The 22,118-nt window shown below is 48.2% G+C and carries 19 protein-coding genes and 9 tRNA genes; 2 read left to right on the top strand and 26 right to left on the bottom strand.

What is annotated here, in order from left to right:
• Positions 1-2: 2 nt before the first annotated feature.
• The 11 genes from infB to rlmE all read right to left on the bottom strand — a co-directional run bounded on the left by infB (position 3) and on the right by rlmE (position 11,457).
• On the bottom strand, positions 3-2,672 hold the full coding sequence (infB, locus tag K0H60_RS05475; RefSeq protein WP_220057515.1) for a translation initiation factor IF-2: 2,670 nt from the start codon (positions 2,670-2,672) through the stop codon (positions 3-5).
• A 25-nt stretch (positions 2,673-2,697) separates the two neighbouring features.
• Positions 2,698-4,197 (bottom strand): transcription termination factor NusA, encoded by a 1,500-nt coding sequence (nusA, locus tag K0H60_RS05470; protein ID WP_088210878.1) that lies wholly within the window; start codon positions 4,195-4,197, stop codon positions 2,698-2,700.
• A 29-nt stretch (positions 4,198-4,226) separates the two neighbouring features.
• A complete protein-coding gene (gene rimP, locus K0H60_RS05465; RefSeq protein ID WP_011716141.1) occupies positions 4,227-4,682 on the bottom strand; it encodes a ribosome maturation factor RimP in 456 nt (151 codons plus the stop codon).
• 170 nt (positions 4,683-4,852) lie between these two features.
• Positions 4,853-4,929: transfer RNA gene (locus K0H60_RS05460), tRNA-Met, on the bottom strand.
• 83 nt (positions 4,930-5,012) lie between these two features.
• Positions 5,013-5,099: transfer RNA gene (locus K0H60_RS05455), tRNA-Leu, on the bottom strand.
• A gap of 11 nt (positions 5,100-5,110) precedes the next feature.
• The gene (secG, locus tag K0H60_RS05450; RefSeq protein WP_011625494.1) at positions 5,111-5,443 is read right to left on the bottom strand and encodes a preprotein translocase subunit SecG; all 333 of its coding nucleotides are present in this window, start codon (positions 5,441-5,443) and stop codon (positions 5,111-5,113) included.
• Position 5,444: 1 nt separating this feature from the next.
• Complete coding sequence (gene tpiA, locus K0H60_RS05445; RefSeq protein WP_011071430.1) at positions 5,445-6,227, bottom strand: triose-phosphate isomerase; 783 nt, start codon at positions 6,225-6,227, stop codon at positions 5,445-5,447.
• 193 nt (positions 6,228-6,420) lie between these two features.
• Positions 6,421-7,758 (bottom strand): phosphoglucosamine mutase, encoded by a 1,338-nt coding sequence (glmM, locus tag K0H60_RS05440; protein WP_023268278.1) that lies wholly within the window; start codon positions 7,756-7,758, stop codon positions 6,421-6,423.
• Positions 7,759-7,832: 74 nt separating this feature from the next.
• A complete protein-coding gene (gene folP / locus K0H60_RS05435; RefSeq protein ID WP_220057514.1) occupies positions 7,833-8,666 on the bottom strand; it encodes a dihydropteroate synthase in 834 nt (277 codons plus the stop codon).
• 158 nt (positions 8,667-8,824) lie between these two features.
• A complete protein-coding gene (gene ftsH, locus K0H60_RS05430) occupies positions 8,825-10,798 on the bottom strand; it encodes an ATP-dependent zinc metalloprotease FtsH (RefSeq protein WP_220057513.1) in 1,974 nt (657 codons plus the stop codon).
• Between the two features lie 29 nt (positions 10,799-10,827).
• Entirely contained in the window at positions 10,828-11,457 is a 630-nt protein-coding gene (gene rlmE / locus K0H60_RS05425; protein ID WP_011621809.1) for a 23S rRNA (uridine(2552)-2'-O)-methyltransferase RlmE, read from the bottom strand.
• Between the two features lie 90 nt (positions 11,458-11,547).
• On the opposite strand from rlmE, the gene yhbY reads away from it, so the two are divergent.
• Positions 11,548-11,847 carry a ribosome assembly RNA-binding protein YhbY gene (gene yhbY / locus K0H60_RS05420; RefSeq protein WP_011716136.1) on the top strand — a complete coding sequence of 100 codons (300 nt, stop codon included), beginning with the start codon at positions 11,548-11,550 and terminating at the stop codon, positions 11,845-11,847.
• A 57-nt stretch (positions 11,848-11,904) separates the two neighbouring features.
• Here yhbY and secF read toward each other — a convergent pair whose 3' ends face one another.
• The 7 genes from secF to K0H60_RS05385 form a co-directional block, all read right to left on the bottom strand.
• Entirely contained in the window at positions 11,905-12,789 is an 885-nt protein-coding gene (secF, locus tag K0H60_RS05415; RefSeq protein WP_220057512.1) for a protein translocase subunit SecF, read from the bottom strand.
• A 2-nt stretch (positions 12,790-12,791) separates the two neighbouring features.
• A complete protein-coding gene (gene secD / locus K0H60_RS05410; RefSeq protein ID WP_220057511.1) occupies positions 12,792-14,666 on the bottom strand; it encodes a protein translocase subunit SecD in 1,875 nt (624 codons plus the stop codon).
• Positions 14,667-15,045: 379 nt separating this feature from the next.
• A complete protein-coding gene (locus tag K0H60_RS05405; protein ID WP_220058115.1) occupies positions 15,046-15,558 on the bottom strand; it encodes a hypothetical protein in 513 nt (170 codons plus the stop codon).
• A gap of 313 nt (positions 15,559-15,871) precedes the next feature.
• Positions 15,872-16,348, bottom strand: coding sequence for a transcription elongation factor GreA (greA, locus tag K0H60_RS05400; RefSeq protein WP_011621805.1), 477 nt, complete (start codon positions 16,346-16,348; stop codon positions 15,872-15,874).
• A gap of 258 nt (positions 16,349-16,606) precedes the next feature.
• Positions 16,607-17,425: a DUF4198 domain-containing protein gene (locus K0H60_RS05395; protein WP_109287014.1), complete on the bottom strand. Its 819-nt coding sequence runs from the start codon at positions 17,423-17,425 to the stop codon at positions 16,607-16,609.
• A 29-nt stretch (positions 17,426-17,454) separates the two neighbouring features.
• On the bottom strand, positions 17,455-17,967 hold the full coding sequence (locus K0H60_RS05390) for a DUF2271 domain-containing protein (RefSeq protein WP_041412944.1): 513 nt from the start codon (positions 17,965-17,967) through the stop codon (positions 17,455-17,457).
• A gap of 16 nt (positions 17,968-17,983) precedes the next feature.
• Entirely contained in the window at positions 17,984-18,580 is a 597-nt protein-coding gene (locus K0H60_RS05385) for a PepSY-associated TM helix domain-containing protein (protein ID WP_220057510.1), read from the bottom strand.
• Positions 18,581-18,985: 405 nt separating this feature from the next.
• Here K0H60_RS05385 and K0H60_RS05380 point away from each other — a divergent pair, with 405 nt between their 5' ends.
• Positions 18,986-19,621, top strand: coding sequence for a hypothetical protein (locus K0H60_RS05380; RefSeq protein ID WP_220058114.1), 636 nt, complete (start codon positions 18,986-18,988; stop codon positions 19,619-19,621).
• 296 nt (positions 19,622-19,917) lie between these two features.
• Here K0H60_RS05380 and K0H60_RS05375 read toward each other — a convergent pair.
• The 8 genes from K0H60_RS05375 to ychF form a co-directional block, all read right to left on the bottom strand.
• Positions 19,918-19,992: transfer RNA gene (locus K0H60_RS05375), tRNA-Gln, on the bottom strand.
• Between the two features lie 20 nt (positions 19,993-20,012).
• A tRNA-Leu gene (locus K0H60_RS05370) sits at positions 20,013-20,097 on the bottom strand.
• 83 nt (positions 20,098-20,180) lie between these two features.
• Positions 20,181-20,257, bottom strand: a tRNA-Met gene (locus K0H60_RS05365).
• 1 nt (position 20,258) lies between these two features.
• Positions 20,259-20,333 (bottom strand) — tRNA-Gln (locus K0H60_RS05360).
• A gap of 22 nt (positions 20,334-20,355) precedes the next feature.
• A tRNA-Gln gene (locus K0H60_RS05355) sits at positions 20,356-20,430 on the bottom strand.
• Between the two features lie 47 nt (positions 20,431-20,477).
• Positions 20,478-20,562 (bottom strand) — tRNA-Leu (locus tag K0H60_RS05350).
• Positions 20,563-20,616: 54 nt separating this feature from the next.
• Positions 20,617-20,693: transfer RNA gene (locus tag K0H60_RS05345), tRNA-Met, on the bottom strand.
• Between the two features lie 207 nt (positions 20,694-20,900).
• On the bottom strand, positions 20,901-21,992 hold the full coding sequence (gene ychF, locus K0H60_RS05340; RefSeq protein ID WP_011621800.1) for a redox-regulated ATPase YchF: 1,092 nt from the start codon (positions 21,990-21,992) through the stop codon (positions 20,901-20,903).
• Positions 21,993-22,118: the final 126 nt, after the last annotated feature.

The raw sequence follows: 22,118 nt of genomic DNA, 5'->3' as shown, positions 1-22,118 counted from the left end.
CGTTACAGTGTACGTGCCACTTCGACGGTTTCGAATACTTCGATTTGGTCACCCACGCGGACATCGTTGTAGTTCTTAACACCGATACCACATTCCATGCCGTTGCGAACTTCGTTAACGTCGTCTTTAAAGCGACGTAGCGATTCGAGTTCACCTTCGAAGATCACCACGTTATCACGCAGTACACGGATTGGTGCGCTACGTTTGATGGTACCTTCAGTCACCATACAACCGGCGATTGCGCCCAGTTTTGGTGACTTGAACACGTCACGTACTTCAGCCAGACCGATAATCTGTTGCTTGAATTCTGGTGACAACATACCCGTCATCGCCGCTTTCACTTCATCAATCAGATTATAGATAACGCTGTAGTAACGCAGGTCAACACTTTCGCTTTCGATAGTCTTACGTGCCTGTGCATCGGCACGGACGTTAAAGCCAACCATGATAGCGTTAGAAGCCGCAGCTAAGGTCGCGTCGGTTTCGGTCAGCGCACCCACACCGCGAGCGATGATGTTCACTTTCACTTCGTCGGTAGACAGACCCATTAAGGAGTCGGTAATCGCTTCGAGTGAACCTTGAACGTCTGCCTTCAGAACGATGTTCAGTTCCTTCACTTCGCCTTCGGTCATGTTCGCGAACATGTTTTCCAGCTTAGACTTCTGCTGACGCGCTAATTTCACGTCACGGAACTTGCCTTGACGGTACAGAGCTACTTCACGGGCTTTACGCTCGTCGCGAACTACAGTTGCTTCATCACCGGCTGATGGCACACCCGAAAGACCTAAGATCTCAACAGGGATAGATGGGCCCGCTTCAGTGATTGAACGACCATTCTCGTCTTTCATCGCACGGATTTTACCGTACTCTAAACCACACAGAACGATGTCGCCTTGGCGCAGTGTCCCTTCTTGAACCAGAATCGTTGCCACAGGGCCGCGACCTTTGTCCAGTTGTGATTCGATAACCACACCCGCTGCCATACCGTCACGTACCGCTTTAAGCTCTAATACTTCAGCTTGCAGCAGAATGCCTTCGAGTAGGTCGTCAACGCCAGCACCAGTCTTAGCAGATACGAAGGCGAACATGTTGTCACCGCCCCAATCTTCAGACATGACGCCGTGTTGCGCTAATTCGCTCTTCACGCGGTCGATATCGGCTTCTGGTTTGTCCATCTTGTTGACAGCAACAATCAATGGCACGTTACCGGCTTTAGCGTGTTGAATCGCTTCGATGGTTTGTGGCATTACGCCGTCATCGGCTGCAACAACCAGTACAACGATGTCAGTCGCTTTAGCACCACGGGCACGCATTGCGGTAAACGCGGCGTGACCAGGGGTGTCTAAGAAAGTGATCATGCCGTTTTCGGTCTCAACATGGTATGCACCGATATGTTGAGTAATACCACCAGCCTCACCCGCTGCCACTTTCGCGCGGCGGATATAGTCGAGCAGAGACGTTTTACCGTGGTCAACGTGACCCATGATGGTCACAACTGGCGCACGAGGCTCAAGCTTAACGCCGCCCTCTTCGTCACGCTCAGACAGTACTTGTTGCTCTAATTCGTTTTCACGGATCAGCACCACTTTATGGCCCATTTCTTCGGCAACTAACTGGGCGGTTTCTTGATCTAACACTTGGTTGATCGTCACCATTGAGCCCATCTTCATCATTTGTTTGATGATTTCAGTCGCTTTAACCGCCATTAAGTGGGCAAGTTCTGCCACAGTAACGGTTTCACCGATACGCACATCACGGGTCACTGCAGCTACAGGCTTGTTAAAGCCGTGGGCCATTGATTCTGGCGCTGTGCTGCGGTTACGCATGTGTTTTTCGCGGCCGTCACGGGCATCTTTACCACCACGTTTAGTCTTGGCGGTATTTTTGTTACGTGCACGACGTCCACGTTTTTCTTCATCCATATCCGATGAATCTTCAGCAGCACGGGCCACTTTAGAGGTTGTGATATGGTGATCGCTGTAACGTTCAGCCTCTTTACGTTGACGCTCTTCTTCGTCCCAACGCTTAGAGTTCTCTTCCGCTAACAGACGCGCTTTTTCAGCCGCTTTAGCCGCTTCTTCGTCTTGCTTACGCTTAGTCGCTTCTGCTTGAACCGCTTTTAAACGCTCAGCTTCAACGCGTGCCGCTTCCGCTTCTGGCGAAGTGTCTTTTGCAGGTTTCGCATCCGTTGCCGCTTTGGCCTTAGCTTTTGCTTCGGCATCCGCTTTCGCCTTGGCTTCCGCTTTTGCTTCAGCATCAGCTTTCGCCTTAGCTTCTGCTTCCGCTTTAGCCTTGGCTTCCGCTTCGGCTTTCGCCTTAGCTTCTGCTTCCGCTTTGGCCTTCGCTTCTTCTTCCGCTTTCAGAGCCGCTTCGCTAACATCGCGTTTAACGAAAGTACGGGTTTTACGCACTTCCACTTTAACGTCTTTAGATTGACCACCATTACCGGCCACACTCAGGGTCGATACGGTTTTACGTTGCAGTGTCATTTTGGTCGGTGCGCTTTCGCCGCCATGCTGCTTCTTCAGATAATCCAGTAACTGTTGCTTCTCAGCTTCAGACACGTTATCAGTTTGGCCTTTCTTAATTCCGGCCTGAGAGAATTGCTCAATCAGACGTTCAACACTTTTACCCACTTCCGTGGCCAATTTCTCTACGGTAGTATCTGCCATCAGTTAAATCCCCCTGTTGATCGACTTATGCTTCTTCGCCAAACCAACAGATGTTGCGGGCAGCCATGATCAGCGCACCTGCTTTTTCTTCTGTCAATTCTTCAATTTCGATCAAATCATCAATGCCTTGTTCAGCCAAGTCTTCTAGAGTCACGATACCTTTGCTTGCTAAAACATAGGCTAAGTGTCTTTCAACACCTTCAAGTGCTAATAACTCTTCACTTGGCTCCACACCATCTAGTGCTTCTTCAGAGGCGAGAGCTCGAGTTGAGATCGCCGCTTTTGCACGCTCACGTAATGCTTCAACGATATCTTCATCGAAGCCATCAATTGCCAATAATTCAGATACAGGTACGTAAGCCACTTCTTCGAGAGAAGTAAAGCCTTCGTCAGCCAGTACTTGAGCAAAATCTTCATCTACATCCAGTGCTTCCATGAATAGGCTCTTCACCTTAGCGCTCTCGGCTTGGTGCTTCTTGTTCATGTCTTCCACTGTCATCACGTTCAGTTCCCAACCAGTCAGTTGAGTCGCTAAACGCACGTTTTGACCATTACGGCCAATGGCTTGTGCCAGACTTTCCGCTTCAACGGCGATATCCATTGAGTGGTTGTCTTCATCAACGATGATAGAAGCCACATCGGCAGGCGCCATTGCGTTGATCACATATTGTGCTGGATTATCATCCCACAACACGATATCGACACGCTCGCCACCCAGTTCATTCGAAACCGCTTGTACGCGTGCGCCACGCATACCGACGCAAGCACCGATTGGGTCGATACGACGGTCGTTTGATTTCACAGCAATCTTAGCGCGTGCACCTGGGTCGCGCGCAGCGCCCATCACTTCAATAAGCTCATCGGCAATTTCCGGTACTTCAACACGGAACAGCTCAATCAGCATGTCTGGCTTAGTGCGAGTTAAGAATAACTGTGCGCCACGAGCCTCTGGACGTACTGAGTACAGCAGAGCACGTACGCGGTCACCAGGACGGAAAGATTCACGTGAAATTAAATCTTCACGGAACAATACGCCATCAGCGTTGTTACCTAAGTCAACTACCACGCTTTCACGGGTCGCTTTTTTCACCACACCAGTGATCAGCTCGCCTTCTTTATCTTGGAACTGTTCAACGACTTGAGCACGCTCTGCTTCACGTACTTTTTGTACGATGACTTGCTTAGCGGTTTGGGTCGTAATACGGTCGAACGCAACAGATTCGATCTGATCTTCGATGTAATCGCCAGGTTGGATTTCTGGGTTTTCGTAACGCGCAGCTTCCAAGGTGATTTCGCGGTATGGGTTTTCTAACGCAACACCGTTATCGTCGATAACCATCCAGCGGCGGAAAGTTTCATAGGCGCCAGTTTTACGGTCGATAGAAACACGAACGTCGATATCGCCTTCGTATTTTTTCTTGGTTGCAGTTGCCAGCGCAGTTTCTAGCGCTTCAAAAATTTTCTCGCGTGGAACGGCCTTTTCATTTGAAACCGCCTCAGCGACTAGCAGAATCTCTTTATTCATTTCGTCTTGCCTCGTTCACCTTGAAACCATCAAAACTTAGCGATGATGTTGCCTTTACGGATATTATCCAAGGCGACAACCAGCTCTTTACCATTCACATTGAGTGACAGCATTTGGCCGTCAACCTGTGTAATGGCGCCTTTTAAATTACGACTGCCCGCGACAGGCATAGTCAGTTGAAGCTTGACATCCTCACCGACGTAGGCCGCATATTGTTCAGCAGTGAACAGCGGTCTATCTACACCGGGTGAAGAAACCTCTAAGGTATATTCGGTCGAAATAGGGTCTTCAACATCGAGTACAGCGCTGACTTGGCGACTTACGTTGGCACAATCTTCGATATTGATACCATTCTCACCATCAATGAACACGCGCAGGATTGAATGTTTACCCGCTTGTACATATTCAATGCCCCAAAGTTGGAAGCCTAACGCCTCCACAGGCACTTTGAGCATGTCTGCCAGTCTGGATTCTAATGTTGCCAAAATTGACCCCCGGAAAAAACAAAAAAGGGCTTAATAGCCCTAGTAAAGCGTCGTATCGGATACGACAAATTTAAAAGTCCCAGATAACAAAAAACCCCGTAATGACGAGGTTATTAGCTTCAAGAACCTGTAAACCATAACGAATTCAAACACTATTCGTTACTAGGAGCTGGTTGCGGGGGCCGGATTTGAACCGACGACCTTCGGGTTATGAGCCCGACGAGCTACCAAGCTGCTCCACCCCGCGTCAACTGTGTGCAAGTATATTGACTATCGTCTTTGCTTGCAATAACTAAGTCAGCGCTTACTTCGTCTCACTTAGCTATATTATGGTGCCGAGAGCGGGACTTGAACCCGCACGTCCGTTAGGACACAGCCACCTCAAGGCTGCGCGTCTACCAATTTCACCACCTCGGCGACACCTTTTACTAGTCAGGAATTTTGGTTTCTGACTTTTCGGTTGCTTGATCAACTGGTTGAGTTACCTGTTCATCAGAACCTAAATTTTTCCATGCATCTTCATTTTTTGCGTGGTTTGCACTTAAGTTGCCAATCAGCAGACTTAACGTGAAAAACGCAATGGCCAGAATCGCCGTTGTACGTGTCAGGAAGTTACCTGAACCGCTTGAACCGAATAAGGTACCTGATGCACCGGCGCCAAACGAGGCCCCCATGTCAGCTCCTTTGCCTTGCTGGATTAAGATCAGGCCAATTAAACCTAATGCAACCAACAAGTAAACAACCACTAAAACTTCATACATATTATGCGCTCATCGCTATGGTACACAGACTTAAAAACTCGGTAGAGTTTAAACTGGCACCGCCAATCAGTCCACCATCAACATCAGGTTGGGCAAATAAATCTGCCGCATTACTTGGTGTCACACTGCCACCGTACAAAATCCTGATATTTTCTCCGATAAACGGAGACACTTCAGAGAGACGTTTGCGTATAAACGCATGTACTTCTTGTGCCTGCTCTGGTGTCGCGCTCTTACCAGTCCCTACAGCCCATAACGGCTCGTAAGCGATAATGGCGTTATCAAAAGCCATAGTGCCATTTTTCTGGATCACTATATCCAACTCTTCCGCAATCACCTCGAAGGTACGTCTTGCTTCACGTGCTGGACCCGATTCACCCACACATAAAATTGGGGTTAAACCGTGCTTTTGTGCTGCAGCGAATTTCTCCGCTACGATATTACTCGTCTCTCCGTACATACGGCGACGTTCTGAATGCCCGATAATGACATATCGACATCCGCAATCTTTAAGCATCTGGCCCGAAACTTCTCCGGTATAAGCGCCAAAGTCATGTTGACTTAAATTCTGAGCGCCCATCCTAACAAGTGAACCGTCTAACGCTTCCTTGTTTGCTTCTAGCAGTTGCCTGACGCTTTCTAGATAGATAGAAGGCGGGCATAAAACCACTTCAGCTGAATCATTTTGGAGCTTTGAGGCAAATTTCTTGAACAACTCTTGGGCTAATGCCGCACTGCCGTTCATCTTCCAATTGCCAGCTACCATAGGACGTCTGAGTGCCATCACTGTCTCCTCTGAAAGCGGCGTGAATAATAGCGAACCACTTATTAAGTTACAATAGCTAAATTCGAAATTTTTCAGATATTAGGTTGGAATGCTTACTTTTTACACGCCAAACCCTATTCTTGCTCATTAATGCAGCTAACACCTTCATTTTTAATCGGTATCAGCTGCACTCGACTAAAGATTAGTTTGATTAGCTCGCCGATTTTACCGCATCTGCAATCAAATTGGCGTGCGCTAACACAGTATTGTGATCATCACCTTCAACCATCACACGAATTAACGGTTCAGTACCAGATTTACGTAGCAATACGCGACCACGGGCACCCAGTTGTGACTCAACCTGAGCCTGAGCGGCTTTAACTTTATCAGAGCTTAATGGGTCGTGTTCGCCCTCAAAACGCACATTCACTAACACCTGTGGTAACATCTCCATCGGGGCAGTAAGTTGCTCTAGTGTGGCATTTTGTCGACGCATTGCCGCAAGCACTAAGATACCCGCCACGATACCATCACCCGTCGTACCATGGTCGAGGTTAAGGATATGGCCCGAGTTTTCACCGCCAATGCGCCAATCGAGTTCTTTCAGTAACTCCATTACATAACGGTCACCCACTTTAGAGCGGGCAAAAGGAATATCTAAGGCTTGCAAGGCTAAATCGAGACCTAAGTTAGACATAAGCGTGCCGACAACGCCACCACGCAGCACGCCACGGGCTTTAGCATCACAGGCCAGAATATAGAGGATTTGGTCGCCATCGATAACTTCACCGCGGCTGTTGACCATCATGATACGGTCGCCGTCACCATCCAGCGCAATCCCTAAATCGGCGCCTTCGGTCAATACGGTTTCACAGATTTTCGCCATGGACGTGGCGCCCACTTTGTCATTGATGTTGACGCCATTGGGCTTATCACCAATGGTAATTACCTCTGCGCCTAACTCACGAAATACCGCAGGTGCAATGTGATAGGTCGCACCGTGAGCACAGTCCACCACAATTTTTAACCCTGTGAGGGTTTGATCCGCTGGGAAGTTGCCCTTGCAATATTCGATATAACGTCCACGCGCATCTTCAATACGTGACACTTTGCCCAATAGATGTGACTCAACACACTCTAAGGGCTTTTCTAATTCGGCTTCAATTTCCAGCTCTAGGTTATCGTCGAGCTTGCTGCCATCGGTTGAGAAAAACTTAATGCCGTTATCGTAATAAGGATTATGGGATGCACTGATTACCACCCCCGCTTCGGCGCGGAAAGTGCGAGTGAGATAAGCCACAGCGGGTGTTGGCATTGGCCCCATCAACATCACATTGAGACCCGCAGCCGATAAACCCGCCTCTAAAGCAGACTCAAACATATAACCCGAAATACGGGTATCTTTACCAATAATCACTTTTTTCGTGCCGCTGCGGGATAACACCCGCCCTGCTGCCCAACCCAACTTTAATGCCAGCTCGGGAGTCATCTGGCCTGAACCTACCTTGCCACGAATACCATCGGTTCCAAAAAATTTACGTTCGCTCATATTGCCCCACAAACTTCAATGTGTCCCTTCGGTTGGGATCATAATATTAATGAAATACTTAACAAAAATAGCCTTTATAGATATACCTGTGTCGCTTGTAACACTTTCAGCACATCGACAGTTTCAGGGACATTATGGACACGAATGATATGTGCCCCTTTCTGGGCCGCTATCATGGCACCAGCAAGGCTCCCCGCTAGACGCTCGGAGGTCGGTCTAGCAAGGAGGTTTCCTATCATGCTCTTACGGGATAAACCTATCAATATCGGCAGCTCAAACTGCTCAAAACGCTCTAACTTCGCCAGCAGTTCATAGTTATGTTCTAAGGTTTTACCAAAGCCAAAACCAGGGTCGATTAGCAATCGCTCCCGCGGGATCCCCGCATCGATACAGGCCTGAATACGCTCGCGCAAAAACTCTGAAACATCAGTAACAAGGTCTTGATATTCGGGCGCCGTTTGCATACTGCGCGGCGCGCCCTGCATGTGCATCAAACAAATGGGTACATTTAGCTGAGCCGCAGTCTCTAAAGCCCCAGGCTCCAACAAGGCACGCACATCGTTGATTAGATGCGCGCCAGCATTCACCGCTTGTCTCATCACTTCTGGTTTACTGGTATCGACCGAAATCCACACATCATGGTGTTTCGCGACATATTCTACCAAAGGGATCACCCGTGCGAGTTCATCCTCAACCGTCACATCGGCCGCCCCCGGCCTTGTCGACTCGCCGCCGATATCGATGATAAGCGCCCCTTGTGCGACCATCTCATCAGCATGTTGGCAAGCTAATTCAAAGGAAGAGAACTTTCCACCGTCGGAAAAAGAATCGGGAGTAACATTCAGAATGCCCATTACGACGGGCGAAGCTAAGGATAAGCGTTTGGTTCCAGCAATTAATTCAAACACGCATTGACTCCATTTGGGACAGCTTGCTAGCGCGTTTCATCCGTTTTCTGCGCTGTTCACTCATGTGACTGATTTATATTGAATGACAGCGCAGTCAATTTTCTAGCAAGATAAAACAAGAAAACCCCTTAACGGGGTTCTCTTTCAATTAACAACCGCTACTTAACAGGTGACTCATCGGCATCTTTCAGCTCTGCCTCAACGGGAGCGGTCTTTACCACTTCGTCGACTTTAACGGTAGGTTCACCTTTGCCATTGCCTTTGTCGTTTGAACCATTGTCATCCGCTTGCCAATCGGCAGGCTGACGCACTTCACGACGGTTCATCAAATCGTCAATTTGCAGTGAGTCAATGGTTTCATACTTCATCAGCGCGTCTTTCATCGAATGCAGAATATCGATGTTATCCAGCAGAATTTGCTTAGCACGGCCATAGTTCTTATCGATAAAGGCTTTCACCTCGGCATCGATAACCGTCGCGGTTTCATCGGACATCGCCTTGGCTTTACCCATGCTACGACCTAAGAACACTTCACCTTCTTCCTCGGCATAGAGTAATGGACCGAGTTTGTCGGAGAAGCCCCACTGGGTCACCATGTTACGGGCAATCGATGTTGCATATTTAATGTCTTGCGAAGCGCCTGTAGACACTTTGTCGCTACCGTAGATCAGCTCTTCGGCTAAACGACCACCGTAGGCAACCGAAATTTGGCTTTCTAACTTACGACGGCTTTGGCTAATCGCATCGGCCTCAGGTAAGAAGAAGGTCACACCCAACGCACGACCACGCGGGATAATGGTTACCTTGTGCACAGGGTCATGCTCTGGCACTAAACAGCCCACAATCGCGTGGCCCGCTTCGTGGTATGCCGTCATTTCTTTCTCGGCTTCTGACATCACCATAGAGCGGCGCTCAGCACCCATCATGATCTTGTCTTTTGCACGCTCGAATTCTTCCATACCGACAACACGGCGGTTACCACGCGCCGCAAACAGAGCCGCTTCGTTAACTAAGTTAGCTAAATCAGCACCAGAGAAACCTGGGGTACCGCGGGCAATTACGCTTGCTTTCACATCTTCAGAAAGTGGCACTTTACGCATATGCACTTTAAGGATTTGCTCACGACCGCGAACGTCCGGTAGACCCACAACCACTTGACGGTCGAAACGACCTGGACGCAGCAGCGCAGAGTCCAATACGTCTGGGCGGTTGGTCGCCGCAATCACAATAATCCCTTCATTACCTTCGAAGCCGTCCATCTCAACCAGCATTTGGTTAAGGGTTTGCTCACGCTCATCGTGACCGCCACCCAAACCAGCGCCACGTTGGCGACCTACAGCATCGATTTCGTCGATGAAGATAATACAAGGGGCTGATTTTTTCGCCTGTTCGAACATGTCACGTACACGGGATGCACCGACACCGACGAACATTTCTACGAAGTCAGAACCTGAAATGGTAAAGAAAGGTACCTTTGACTCGCCAGCAATCGCTTTAGCAAGTAAGGTTTTACCTGTACCTGGTGGGCCAACCATGAGCACGCCCGTTGGAATACGGCCACCCAGTTTTTGGAATTTGGTTGGATCACGCAGATAATCGACCAGCTCTTTCACTTCTTCTTTGGCTTCATCACAGCCTGCAACGTCAGCAAAAGTGGTCTTGATTTGATCTTCGCTCATCAGCTTGGCTTTGCTCTTGCCAAAGGACATAGCGCCTTTGCCACCGCCGCCCTGCATCTGGCGCATAAAGAAAATCCATACCCCAATCAGCAGCAACATCGGGAACCAAGAAATAAAGATCTGGGTTAAGAAACCCGATTCTTCGGCTTCTTGGCCTTTCATGGTGATGCCTTTACGGTCAAGATCATTAATTAAATCTTGGTCATACAGTGGCATAATGGTCGTGAATTTTTCGCCCGTGCGCTTAGAACCTTCGATAGTACGTTGGTCACTTTTCACTTCAACACTGGCGACTTGTCCATCACGAACATTGTCTAGGAACGTAGAATAATCCATCTTCTGCGATGACGAAGAAGAGGGGGAGTAACCCTGAAACACTGACATCAGCACAACGGCGATGACAACCCAGAGTATTAGATTTTTTGCCATGTCACTCAAATTACTAGACCTCATAAAGTCTTGCGATGATTAACGCTAGGGTACTACAACTTGTACCCTGTCGCCACAAGATAGACTTCACGGGAGCGTGCCCGCGACGAGTCCGGTTTACGTGTTTTTACTACTTTGAATGCGTCTTTTACCGCCTTCATATATTCGTCAAACCCCTCCCCCTGAAAGACTTTGACCGCAAAACTGCCGTTAGGTGCCAATACTTGATGACACATATCTAACGCCAGTTCGACTAAATACATGGCGCGCGGTTGATCGACACCATCGGAACCACTCATGTTAGGCGCCATATCAGACAATACAACGTCAACCTTATCCGCACCGACGCGAGTTAGCAATGCTTCGAGTACTTTCTCTTCACGAAAGTCCCCTTGCAAGAAATCCACGCCGACGATGGGATCCATTGGCAAAATATCACAGGCGATAACTTTACCTTTATCTCCCGTCAGCTTGACGGCTATTTGAGACCAACCACCTGGAGCCGCACCTAAGTCCACCACGGTCATACCTGGGCGGATCAATTGGTCCTTCTCCTGGAGTTCCTCAAGCTTGAACGCAGCGCGAGAACGCAATCCCCGTTTCTGTGCTAGTTTGACATAATGATCATCAAAGTGTTCCTGCATCCAACGGGTGGAACTGGCCGTACGTTTTTTACCTGACATTTAAAATCCGCAACAATTGAGAGTTACACAAGGGCTATATAAGGGTAGAATAGCGGTTTTTCAACAGTAACTCAGCAAAAGTTGGTAGAAATGAACTTAACAACCAAACAAAAACAGCATTTAAAAGGTCTGGCGCACAATTTAAAGCCAGTGGTGCTGCTTGGTGCCAATGGATTGACTGAAGGTGTACTCGCTGAAATTGAAAGCGCACTCGCTTATCATGAACTGATTAAAGTGAAAGTAGCCTCTACCGATAGAGAGCTAAAAAATGCCATCGTTGATGCCATAGTACGTGAAACTCAATCTGCAAAAGTGCAACTTATTGGTCATATTCTGGTGATTTATCGTCAATCGCCTGAAATGAAAATTGCCCTGCCAAGAGCTAAGTAATTTTCCAGCCTTAAACAAAACGGCCACTCAAGCGAGTGGCCGTTTTGTTTTTAGCACTTATGGCGTATCTGTGATGACTTGCACTTTATAATGCTCTGGCGTTAATCCCAAAAATTCGGGCAATGAAGTCCCGACCGATATTGATGAGAATGTGCCAGTTAAAATGCCGATAAACATGGCAATCGAGAATCCTTCCAACGGCCCGCCACCCATAATCCATAACGCTCCCACCGTCATTAAGGTGGTTCCCGAGGTTACCATGGTACGGGAAAATGTCGCGACAATCGCTTGGTTGTTAATCTCCTGAACCGCAAGCTTTGGCTTAGCAATCAATAACTCCCGGATCCGGTCGGCAATAATGATCGAATCGTTGAGCGAATAGCCTAAAATCGCCAGCACGGCGGCGAGCACGGTTAAATTAAATTCCATTTGGGTTAATGAGAAAAAGGCGAGCACGAAAATCACGTCGTGTACCAGTGCAAACAACGCACCGGAGGCGAGACGCCATTCGAAGCGATAACTCAAATAGCCTAAGATACACAGCATGGCCACCAACAAAGCAAGGCCGCCCTGCTCGGCTAACTCTTTACCCACTTGCGGGCCGACAATACTGGTGTTCAGTACTTGCACTTCACCCACAGGCGCTAAGGCTTGCGCAATATCGACATTACTTTGCGCCGTATCGGCATAGCGTAATACCCAACGTCCGGGCTCACTGGCCGAAATCACCGTCACCTCTTGCTGATAAGCCGAGTTCAATAGCGGTTGCAGCTCGCTGCTGGTGATCCTTCTGTCGAGCTGAACCTCAGTTACCACACCGCCTGTAAAGTCTAAGCCCCAGTTAAAGCCTTTCATCCCGATGATGGTGAGAGAGGCCAACATTAAAAAGATAGAGATAGCGCTCGACACATAACGCCATTTAGTTAGATTGAGATTCTTCATAGTTATACCCTCACATGGCGGCGCGCATCACGCCCATACACTAGGTTGATTAAGGCTCTTGAGGCAAAAATACCGGTAAACATACTGGTCAACAGACCTAAACCTAAGGTCAAGGCGAAGCCTTGGATGGGGCCATTACCGATGGAGTAGAGCACTACCGCGGTGATCATAGTGGTGAAGTTAGCGTCGAAAATGGTTGAGAACGCACTGTCAAAGCCAGTGTCAATCGCTAGGGCGAAGCTGCGCCCCTCTTTTAACTTGTCTTTAATCCGCTCGAAAATCAGCACGTTGGTATCGACCGCCATACCAACCGTCAACACCAGACCGGCAATGCCGGGTAAGGTCAATACTGCACCGGGGATCAGCGCCAGCAAACCAAAGAGGATCACCATGTTGGCAATCAAGGCCACGTTGGCCACCCAACCGAGACGGCGATACCAGAGCGCCATAAACAGCAAGGTAATTCCCATACCAAGGCCGAGCGCTGCAAAGCCGTTTTGAATGTTTTCGGCGCCAAGGGTTGGGCCAATGGTGCGTTCTTCAACAATAGTCACAGGCGCCGTCATGGAGCCAGCGCGTAGCAACAAGGCTAATTGCTGCGCCTCTTGATAAGTACCTGCGCCAGTGATCCTGAAACGATCTCCCAGCTGTGATTTAATGGTCGCGACACTAATGATCTCTTGGGTCTGCTTGGCTTTGCCCTGCTCATCCCGGCTGTATTCGCTGTAGGATGTTGCCATCGGCTTACCGATATTGGCACGGGAAAACTCCGACATTTTTTGGCCACCGATTCGGTCGAGGTGAATGTTCACTTCGGCCATGCCCATTTCGCCAATATTGGCGCGGGCATCGACAATATGATCGCCGCCTAATACCGGCGTGCGGGCCACATAAACAGGATTGCCAGATTTATCCTTCAGTACCTGCGCATTCACTGAACCCGATTCTTTAACTTCAAAAAAGGCCAAGCTTGCGGTCGCACCAATCACGTTTTTCGCAGCGGCGGGGTCTTGGACACCGGGCAGCTCGATGCGGATACGGTGTTCGCCCTGACGCTGTACTAAGGCTTCTGTAATCCCTAACTCCTCAATCCGGCTACGCATAATTTGCAGGTTTTGCTGCACGGTTAAATTACGTAACTTGATTTGCTCTTCTTGAGCGAGCTTTACGACTAAGCCATTATCCGCATTGGTTAATTGCCAAGTCGGATAACTTTGTTGCATAAACTGGCGAATGGCTGAGCGAGCATTATTAGTGGATTCAGCCGCTTCATTTAATGCAATTGCAATTTGCAACCCTGCGTCATCGCGCGTGCTATCAATACGCACACTGGCGCCGCGAATTTGCTGGTCACGCAAAAACTGCCTAAGGGACTCGACTAATGCATCGGCCTGGGCTTGATAGACGGGCTGCACATCCACATCCAGCAAAAATTGCACCCCGCCGCGTAAATCGAGCCCGAGTTTAATCGGTTCAAAGCCCATATTTTGCAGCCAACTTGGCGCAGCACTCACCAGTGCCAGCGTGAGTTCTTTCGGCTCACTGACCATGGATGACACTAAGGTCTTCACTAAGGTTTGCTCGCTGTCATCATTGAGTACAATAAGGGTTTGCCCGTCTTCTGAGCTGTTGGCGTTGCCATGTTGGGCATGCTTAACTTCGATACGCTTAACATCAACGCCCTGCGCCTTTAATTTATCCCGCAGTTCGATGGGGGTTAAATTAAGCCCCGCTTTAGCGCCCACCTGCACGGCGGCATCTTCTCCATACCAAGTCGGTAAGGCGCTAAATAACATCACGATAATCGTGACGATAAGCACAACGTATTTCCAAGCTGAATAATGATTTAGCAGCTTTTTACTCTGAATTTTATCCATAGATATCACTCGCATGATATTGCCCGCTCCAATAGCTATTTGCAGCGCAAATAGTGCTAATAAACATGAGCGAACAATCACTGTATTACGGTGAAACCTGTAAACACGGATCCCACAAGGAGAACGCTAAATGCGAGCAAACTCAGTGGTGATAACCGATTAAAATCCGTCTAAACCGAATGGATTTAAATCCCATGCGATTTAGTCGCACCTTCGGCGACCACACCGCAGGCTTTGATGCTAGGTTATCGAGTACAGGTTTCGGATGACAAAATGCAAATTTAATCAAAGACATCCCTAACGACCTCTGGTTCAGATGATGAACTCAAACGGTATCGTTATGGATAAGCCTTGCTAACTTGCTACAGGGAGCGGTTAGTTAAGCGGCTTGCTGACTAAAGCGATATTGGAGGTTGGAGACTTTCCAGCCGGAGATCCGCGCTGGTGAAGATTCGGCTAAGAGGGTCCAATCCGGGCGAGCATCGAGGCGAATATTTTCCCCTAATGCGGGCGCAGGCTCAGGTTCGAACTCAAAAGCCAACAGGTAATTAGGCTTCACTTCACGCATATCATGCTGAACAAGATTGATAAAACGCTGGGAGTTAGCCGGAGCAAAATTAAAATCATCCGAGTGACTGACTAATTCTGACTCGGAGCAATCGGTGGCCAGTACCTTATCAGCAGCACAGACAGCTTTGCTATCGCTCGCCGTCGATTGTACCGTTGAGTGATGTGATGTTTTGCTCTGTTGCGCAGTGAGTGACGGCGTATCCGCGGTAGGCGCAGTTGTAACTACCGTTTTAGGCGCCAAGTGCAGTTGCTGGGCGGTTAAGCCGCGCGGCGCATAGCCACCCGCATGGGCGATCAAGATGATTGACACACAGAGTAACATTAATCCTTGGCGCCAGTGCTTAATCAAACTCAGTTCCTAAAAGGTACACGCAACCATTTACGTGATGAAATATTTGCAGAAGAAACCACACTTTCTTGGATAGCTTTCGTAAAGAACCTTGATGAATACATAGAAAGCTCCAAGCATGCAGCTTAGGTAACGGCCGCTTTAGAGGCAAGTTAAACTTTATCCATCTTGCGAATTTGTGCGCTGAAGATTCTGATTTTGCAGTATTTTAGGTATAAAAGGCCATAAAAAAGCCGCACTAGGCGGCTTTTTATCGGTAAACAATCGAGTATGGCGATATCAAGACTTAGATGTATTGCACCGAAATAATTTCGTAATCGGTCAAACCACCAGGGGTTGCGATCGACACTTCATCACCTTCATTCTTGCCCACTAAACCACGGGCAATCGGAGAGTTAACTGAAATCAGGTTTTCTTTGATGTTAGCTTCATCGTCGCCCACGATACGGTAAGTCACTTCCGCATCGGTATCCAGATTAAGGATAGTCACAGTGGTACCAAAAATGATACGACCATTGTTCGCCATCTTAGTCACGTCGATGATCTGCGCGTTAGAAAGTTTGCCTTCAATGTCACGAATACGCGCTTCACAGATCCCTTGCTCTTCACGGGCTGCATGATATTCCGCGTTTTCCTTTAGATCGCCTAACTCTCTCGCTGAGGCAATCGCTTCAGTGATTTTCGGGCGACGTTCAAACTTGAGCATATCTAACTCTTTACGCAGCTGTTCTGCACCGACAACTGTCATAGGAACCTTAGTCATAACTTCTTTCGTCTCCTTTAAAACAAAAGCAACCCGTGCCGACGCTAAAGGTCAACACAGTAAAATCAGAGTGGAATTGCGCTATTCTAATCGTTATGCGCTTGGGATGCATCAAGAACTATGCACCAGTGCAGCTTACTGAAGCTCAGGCTCAGATGCTAGTGCCAAAGTATAATAGTGCGAACTTAAGTAGGATAAAACAAAATGCCCACAAACGAACTTGTGGGCATTGCTAAGAAGGAGCATTAAAGCCTGCGCTTATTCAAGCCCAGCTTCGAAGGTCAAAAAGATTTCGCTAACTGTTTTATCGGCAAGCGATTTATCTGGGCTTGGACGTTCGATTGAAGCATGCAGCAGATAACGACCAGCTGCGGGCAGCGTCATCGCCACTTTACCTTCTTTATCCGAAGTTAAACTGATTTCTTCCGGCTTGTTACGGTACAGGCTACCATCCTTCATGATCGCCACACTCACGCCTTCGACAGGCTTACCATCGTAAACAAACTGCAGTGTTGCGGGTTCATTTTCAACGATATCAGCGGGATGGGTAATAGGCACCAATTCCAAGTATTCACCCTTAGGCGCTAATACCTTATCGGTGGGTTTGTTACGGGTCACATAGGTTTCAACCCGCGCCACATTTAATGAGCCTTTAAGCTCATAGGCATCCTTTGGCATCACGGCTGCTGTCGCTTTTTTATCGAGTCGACTACGAACCATGCCTTCTTTACCTTTGATTTTGTAAACAGAAAAGTATCTCGGCGTGACTTCCTTTTCAAACTTATAGGTACCATCTTGCAGTAATTGCACGTCGAACACCGATTTACGACCACCTGTGTAGCTTGAGCTTGGGGAGCTTGGCTTGCCATCGGGTAAGTACACACGCACATCGCTGGCGGTTACCGGTTTATCAAACATAAACACTTGGTTACTGGCGGACACGTCGGATGTGATCCACACCGCCTCTAGGCTTTCGGCCGAGACGTTATAGTGGCTAGGTAAAATCCAGCGATCATGACTGCTCGCCAATGGGCTGATGCAGAGCGCGCTAACTAAAGCAAGTAAACGTAGTTTCATCTTCATATCCTTTCAGTAAAGTGCAGGGCTTAGCGAGTCATACCGCTTAAGCGAATATCAATCACGCCAGTTTCAGTGGTTGCTGGTAGCTGGGCGGTAAAATCCCCCGCCGTTAAATCCAGGTTTTGCCTCACGAGGTCGCGCCCGCCGTGCTCGCGAACCACTTCGATAAACACTGTGTAGGAGGCAGGCGTCAGCGGTTTACCCGCATCATCCGTTAAGTCCCAATCAATTTTGTAATGGCCTGCAGGCTTGGTCGCCGAGGCGATGCCGTCGACAAAGCTCATGTCTTCACGCCCGGCTTTACGCCACCAACGACGAATGTCCTTGAGCCATTTATGGCCCTCATCCCATACCCATAGGCTTATGGTTTTAACGGTTTGGCCCTTAGCATCCTCAACCCACACCGCCACATAGGGTCTGTGATACTGACCCTCAGTAATTTCTGGCAAGGTCAAATCAACGGTCATTTTCGGCGCGGCAAATACCGCTGAACTCACAAACAACGCACCGATGGCGCTGGTGCGAATAAGCTGACGCATCATTAATCGGTTCTCCCTATGGAACAAAATAGACATACACAAGTGCACAGCCTGAACTGACAAGCACCATATAAAACAAGGATTTTTTAAGTCGTTTCGTTTGAGGCAGCAGCAAATAAGCGCCGGTGAGCGAAAAGAGAATAATCAGCAAGGCACAGATATCTAACACCCAAGCCCAGACAATCCCGGTATTGCGCCCCTTGTGCAGATCGTTCAGCACCGCAATAACGCCATAATCTAAAGTCTCAACATAGGCTTTGCCGTCGAGCAGATCTAAGGTAACGGTGCGATAGGTACCAGGGCCTTTATTTACTAGGCTTATCTCATCTTCATCGATATCGGCAGTGCCAATATCCATATTCCACAGGCTTTTTAACCAATGCCCCGCCGCTAAACGCCATTCAGGCTCCTGCGGCGCAGCTGGTATTAAATAATTAGGAATATCAAACTGTTCACGTCGTGGTTCTTGATCCGCTGAAGAAAACCAATTGGGATGGTTTAAGGTGATCCCGGTTACGGCAAAAAACAGCATTAACAGCAGCAGTGCCATAGAGACATAAACATGAATAGTCCGAGCGAAGGAAAGCGATGATTTACTGACTTTTAATTTCAATGACTGACTCTCAAGAAGGGATATTAGGCGAGCGCCTAAATCGCCACCAACCTTTAGCTAATAGCCTGTATTAACGAAAGTTAATGGGTTAGAGAGTAAATGATATTTATTATCAACAAAACCCGACTTTACATTCTTTACATCGCAAGTACGGTATAACGGCAACGTTGATGGGAAATATCGTAAACTCGTAGAGCGAGAAAAGCAGTGGAGAAAATAGAAATAATTGTAAAACCGATACAAATTCAATTAGATAAAACTTAACCTTTTACCCTCTAATCACAGTAAAAATTTACTTATTTACCCCTCTCGTTTACAGAATCGCAATCGGCTACAATCCGCCGCCGGCGACTTGCTGGTACTTCCAAAGGAAATATCATCTTGAGTACAACTCTGCTCAAAAAAATGCGTTGCCTACACATTATCTGGCTCGCACTAATACTTAATGCCTGTGTTGCCCCACTGCTATTGATGTCACCCCAAGGCCAACTCATGTGGGCACTGCTAAAACCCCTTGTCGGATTAAATCCAAACGACGTGGGGCTATTCGAACAGCCACTGATTAAAGATCGGATGAAGGCCCTGCTCGGTGACAATTACGAGACCACGGTATCGCTGCTGAAAACCGCCGATAAAATCCAACAGGAAGGTCCGCTGTTTTATATGGTGTCGACCTATACGCCAGTGCCGGAAATGGCCGAAAAAGCAGGCTTTGTGTGGAACTCAGAAACCAACCAAATGGCGGTGATGTTGCTTACGGGTGGCTCGCCAAAAATTATCTCTGAGCAATTTACCGATCAGGCTGAGAAACTGGTACCAAGCTGGCCTAAAGAACTGGCTGACTACACAGATCCGCAAAAACTACAGCAAAAGGCGATAGATGCAGGTACCGAGAAACTGCAAGAACAAGTCCCAGCGGCAGCGCCCCTGAAAGCGGTTGCCACGGGCGATATAAAAGCGACACAGGAAGCAGTGCTTGAAAAGGCGGTGAGCGAAGTCGTAGCCCCCACGCCAGTAAAAGAAGTTAAACCCGTACAATAATAACTAATCAACGCTCGGCGAGCGTTTTAGTCGCACTTCACGTTTGTCGGTATCGGCCACAGTGTTTATTCAGTACTGTGGCTTTTTTATATCTAAAAACAACAACCTAAGCCAATTAAGCACATCTTAGCCATTAGCACTTAGCCAAAATTCAAGGCTTGCGCGAGTGATGCCATAGCACGCTAACGATATCGGAAAAGAAGATTGAAAAATAACGAAGGAATAGAGAGTGACTCGATAAGCACATATAAAAGGCAGAAAGCAAAAAGCCCGTCGTAGGACGGGCTTTTTAACTATGGCTGGGGTACTAGGATTCGAACCTAGGTATGCCGGGATCAAAACCCGGTGCCTTACCGCTTGGCGATACCCCAATTAACTTGTTTCACTTTGATGGTACGGGAAGAGAGACTTGAACTCTCACACCTCGCGGCACCAGAACCTAAATCTGGCGTGTCTACCAATTTCACCATTCCCGCATCAAAATGTACCAGATTGGCAAACAAAGGCGTCTCTGGATTTTTACCAGATAAATCAAATTGATTTAACGTGGATTTAAATATGGTAGCAATGGCGGGACTTGAACCTGCGACCCCAGCATTATGAGTGCTGTGCTCTAACCAGCTGAGCTACATTGCCATGGCTGGGGTACTAGGATTCGAACCTAGGTATGCCGGGATCAAAACCCGGTGCCTTACCGCTTGGCGATACCCCAAAAACTGAGAAACATGAAATGATGGCTGGGGTACTAGGATTCGAACCTAGGTATGCCGGGATCAAAACCCGGTGCCTTACCGCTTGGCGATACCCCATCACTAACTTGTTTCATACATCCGCTAACGCCGATGTTTAAAAATAATGGTACGGGAAGAGAGACTTGAACTCTCACACCTTTCGGCACCAGAACCTAAATCTGGCGTGTCTACCAATTTCACCATTCCCGCACTGTTTCAAGTTGACATCCTGAATTGATGCTAGCAAACGCTAGGATAACGAAATGGTAGCAATGGCGGGACTTGAACCTGCGACCCCAGCATTATGAGTGCTGTGCTCTAACCAGCTGAGCTACATTGCCACTTCGTTATTGCGCGCCCCTCGTAGCGAGGAACGGGGCGTATTATGCTTATTCGAGGTATCGAGGTCAACAGCTTTTTTTCGCTATTTCCCTCGAGACAAACCGTTCGGCTATTACTTCACCAAACTGAGCAACAGATGCGCTAAATCGACCTCTGTTGCCCGTATTTTGCCTTACTTTCTAAAGCTTAGCCCTTTATGAAAGCTGTTAGACGTTAAACAGGAAGTGCATAACATCGCCGTCTTGAACAATGTATGTCTTGCCTTCTACACGTAACTTACCCGCTTCTTTGGCGCCCGCTTCACCTTTATAGGTAATAAAGTCGTCAAATGCCATCACTTGAGCACGAATAAAGCCACGTTCAAAGTCGGTGTGGATAACACCCGCCGCTTGTGGTGCAGTCGCGCCTACAGAAACGGTCCAAGCGCGCACTTCTTTCACACCTGCGGTGAAGTAAGTTTGCAGGCTCAGCAATTGGTAACCTGCGCGGATCACGCGGTCTAACCCTGGCTCTTCTAACCCGAGGTCCGCCATAAACTCATCACGCTCTTCCGCCTCCATTTCAGCCAGTTCTGACTCAATGGCGGCACACACAGACACAACAATGGCGTTTTCTTTTTCAGCAATGGCACGCACTGCATCTAAATGTGGGTTGTTTTCGAAACCATCTTCAGCCACGTTAGCGATATACATGGTTGGCTTTAAGGTTAAGAAGTTTAAGTAAGCAACCGCTTCTAATTCTTCCTTAGACAGCTCCATAGAACGCAGCATATGGCCTTCATCGAGGATGGGGCGCATCTTCTCGAGTACATCCACTTCAAATTTAGCGTCTTTATCGCCGCCCTTAGCGCGTTTTTGTTGGCGGATCACCGCACGCTCTAAGCTGTCTAAGTCGGCTAATGCCAATTCAGTGTTGATGACTTCGATATCGCGCGCAGGGTCAACACGGTTAGCCACGTGGACAATGTTGTCATCTTCAAAGCAACGCACAACGTGACCGATAGCATCGGTTTCACGGATGTTAGCAAGGAACTTGTTGCCTAAACCTTCACCTTTCGACGCGCCCGCGACTAGACCAGCAATATCCACGAATTCCATGGTGGTTGGCAGTACACGTTGCGGATTTACAATTGCCGCCAGCGCGTCTAAGCGTGGATCCGGCACAGGTACAACGCCGGTGTTTGGCTCGATGGTACAAAACGGGAAGTTTGCCGCTTCGATGCCAGCCTTAGTTAACGCATTAAAAAGCGTTGATTTACCTACGTTAGGAAGACCAACAATGCCGCATTTAAAACCCATATTCTTACCTTTCTCTCGATGATAGGCTGGCGAGTCACACTCACCAGCAAGTTTATAGTCAGCCTGCCCTTAGGCAGTACATTGATTAATTCTATTGTCTTGTGTTCGTCGTCCTTTCGCAGGCCA

The sequence above is a fragment of the Shewanella mangrovisoli genome, from assembly GCF_019457635.1.
In the GTDB taxonomy this organism is placed as follows: Bacteria; Pseudomonadota; Gammaproteobacteria; order Enterobacterales; family Shewanellaceae; genus Shewanella; species Shewanella mangrovisoli.
The sequence above is the reverse complement of the archived record's forward strand: the minus strand, read 5'-3'. Positions and strand labels throughout refer to the sequence as shown.

What these genes read in the sequence shown, in the direction of transcription:
- infB (WP_220057515.1), bottom strand. Translation starts at nt 2,672, where the DNA reads ATGGCAGATACTACCGTAGAGAAATTGGCCACGGAAGTGGGTAAAAGT.
- nusA (WP_088210878.1), bottom strand. Translation starts at nt 4,197, where the DNA reads ATGAATAAAGAGATTCTGCTAGTCGCTGAGGCGGTTTCAAATGAAAAG.
- secG (WP_011625494.1), bottom strand. Translation starts at nt 5,443, where the DNA reads ATGTATGAAGTTTTAGTGGTTGTTTACTTGTTGGTTGCATTAGGTTTA.
- tpiA (WP_011071430.1), bottom strand. Translation starts at nt 6,227, where the DNA reads ATGGCACTCAGACGTCCTATGGTAGCTGGCAATTGGAAGATGAACGGC.
- glmM (WP_023268278.1), bottom strand. Translation starts at nt 7,758, where the DNA reads ATGAGCGAACGTAAATTTTTTGGAACCGATGGTATTCGTGGCAAGGTA.
- ftsH (WP_220057513.1), bottom strand. Translation starts at nt 10,798, where the DNA reads ATGAGGTCTAGTAATTTGAGTGACATGGCAAAAAATCTAATACTCTGG.
- rlmE (WP_011621809.1), bottom strand. Translation starts at nt 11,457, where the DNA reads ATGTCAGGTAAAAAACGTACGGCCAGTTCCACCCGTTGGATGCAGGAA.
- yhbY (WP_011716136.1), top strand. Translation starts at nt 11,548, where the DNA reads ATGAACTTAACAACCAAACAAAAACAGCATTTAAAAGGTCTGGCGCAC.
- secF (WP_220057512.1), bottom strand. Translation starts at nt 12,789, where the DNA reads ATGAAGAATCTCAATCTAACTAAATGGCGTTATGTGTCGAGCGCTATC.
- secD (WP_220057511.1), bottom strand. Translation starts at nt 14,666, where the DNA reads ATGGATAAAATTCAGAGTAAAAAGCTGCTAAATCATTATTCAGCTTGG.
- K0H60_RS05405 (WP_220058115.1), bottom strand. Translation starts at nt 15,558, where the DNA reads ATGTTACTCTGTGTGTCAATCATCTTGATCGCCCATGCGGGTGGCTAT.
- greA (WP_011621805.1), bottom strand. Translation starts at nt 16,348, where the DNA reads ATGACTAAGGTTCCTATGACAGTTGTCGGTGCAGAACAGCTGCGTAAA.
- K0H60_RS05395 (WP_109287014.1), bottom strand. Translation starts at nt 17,425, where the DNA reads ATGAAACTACGTTTACTTGCTTTAGTTAGCGCGCTCTGCATCAGCCCA.
- K0H60_RS05390 (WP_041412944.1), bottom strand. Translation starts at nt 17,967, where the DNA reads ATGCGTCAGCTTATTCGCACCAGCGCCATCGGTGCGTTGTTTGTGAGT.
- K0H60_RS05380 (WP_220058114.1), top strand. Translation starts at nt 18,986, where the DNA reads ATGCGTTGCCTACACATTATCTGGCTCGCACTAATACTTAATGCCTGT.
- ychF (WP_011621800.1), bottom strand. Translation starts at nt 21,992, where the DNA reads ATGGGTTTTAAATGCGGCATTGTTGGTCTTCCTAACGTAGGTAAATCA.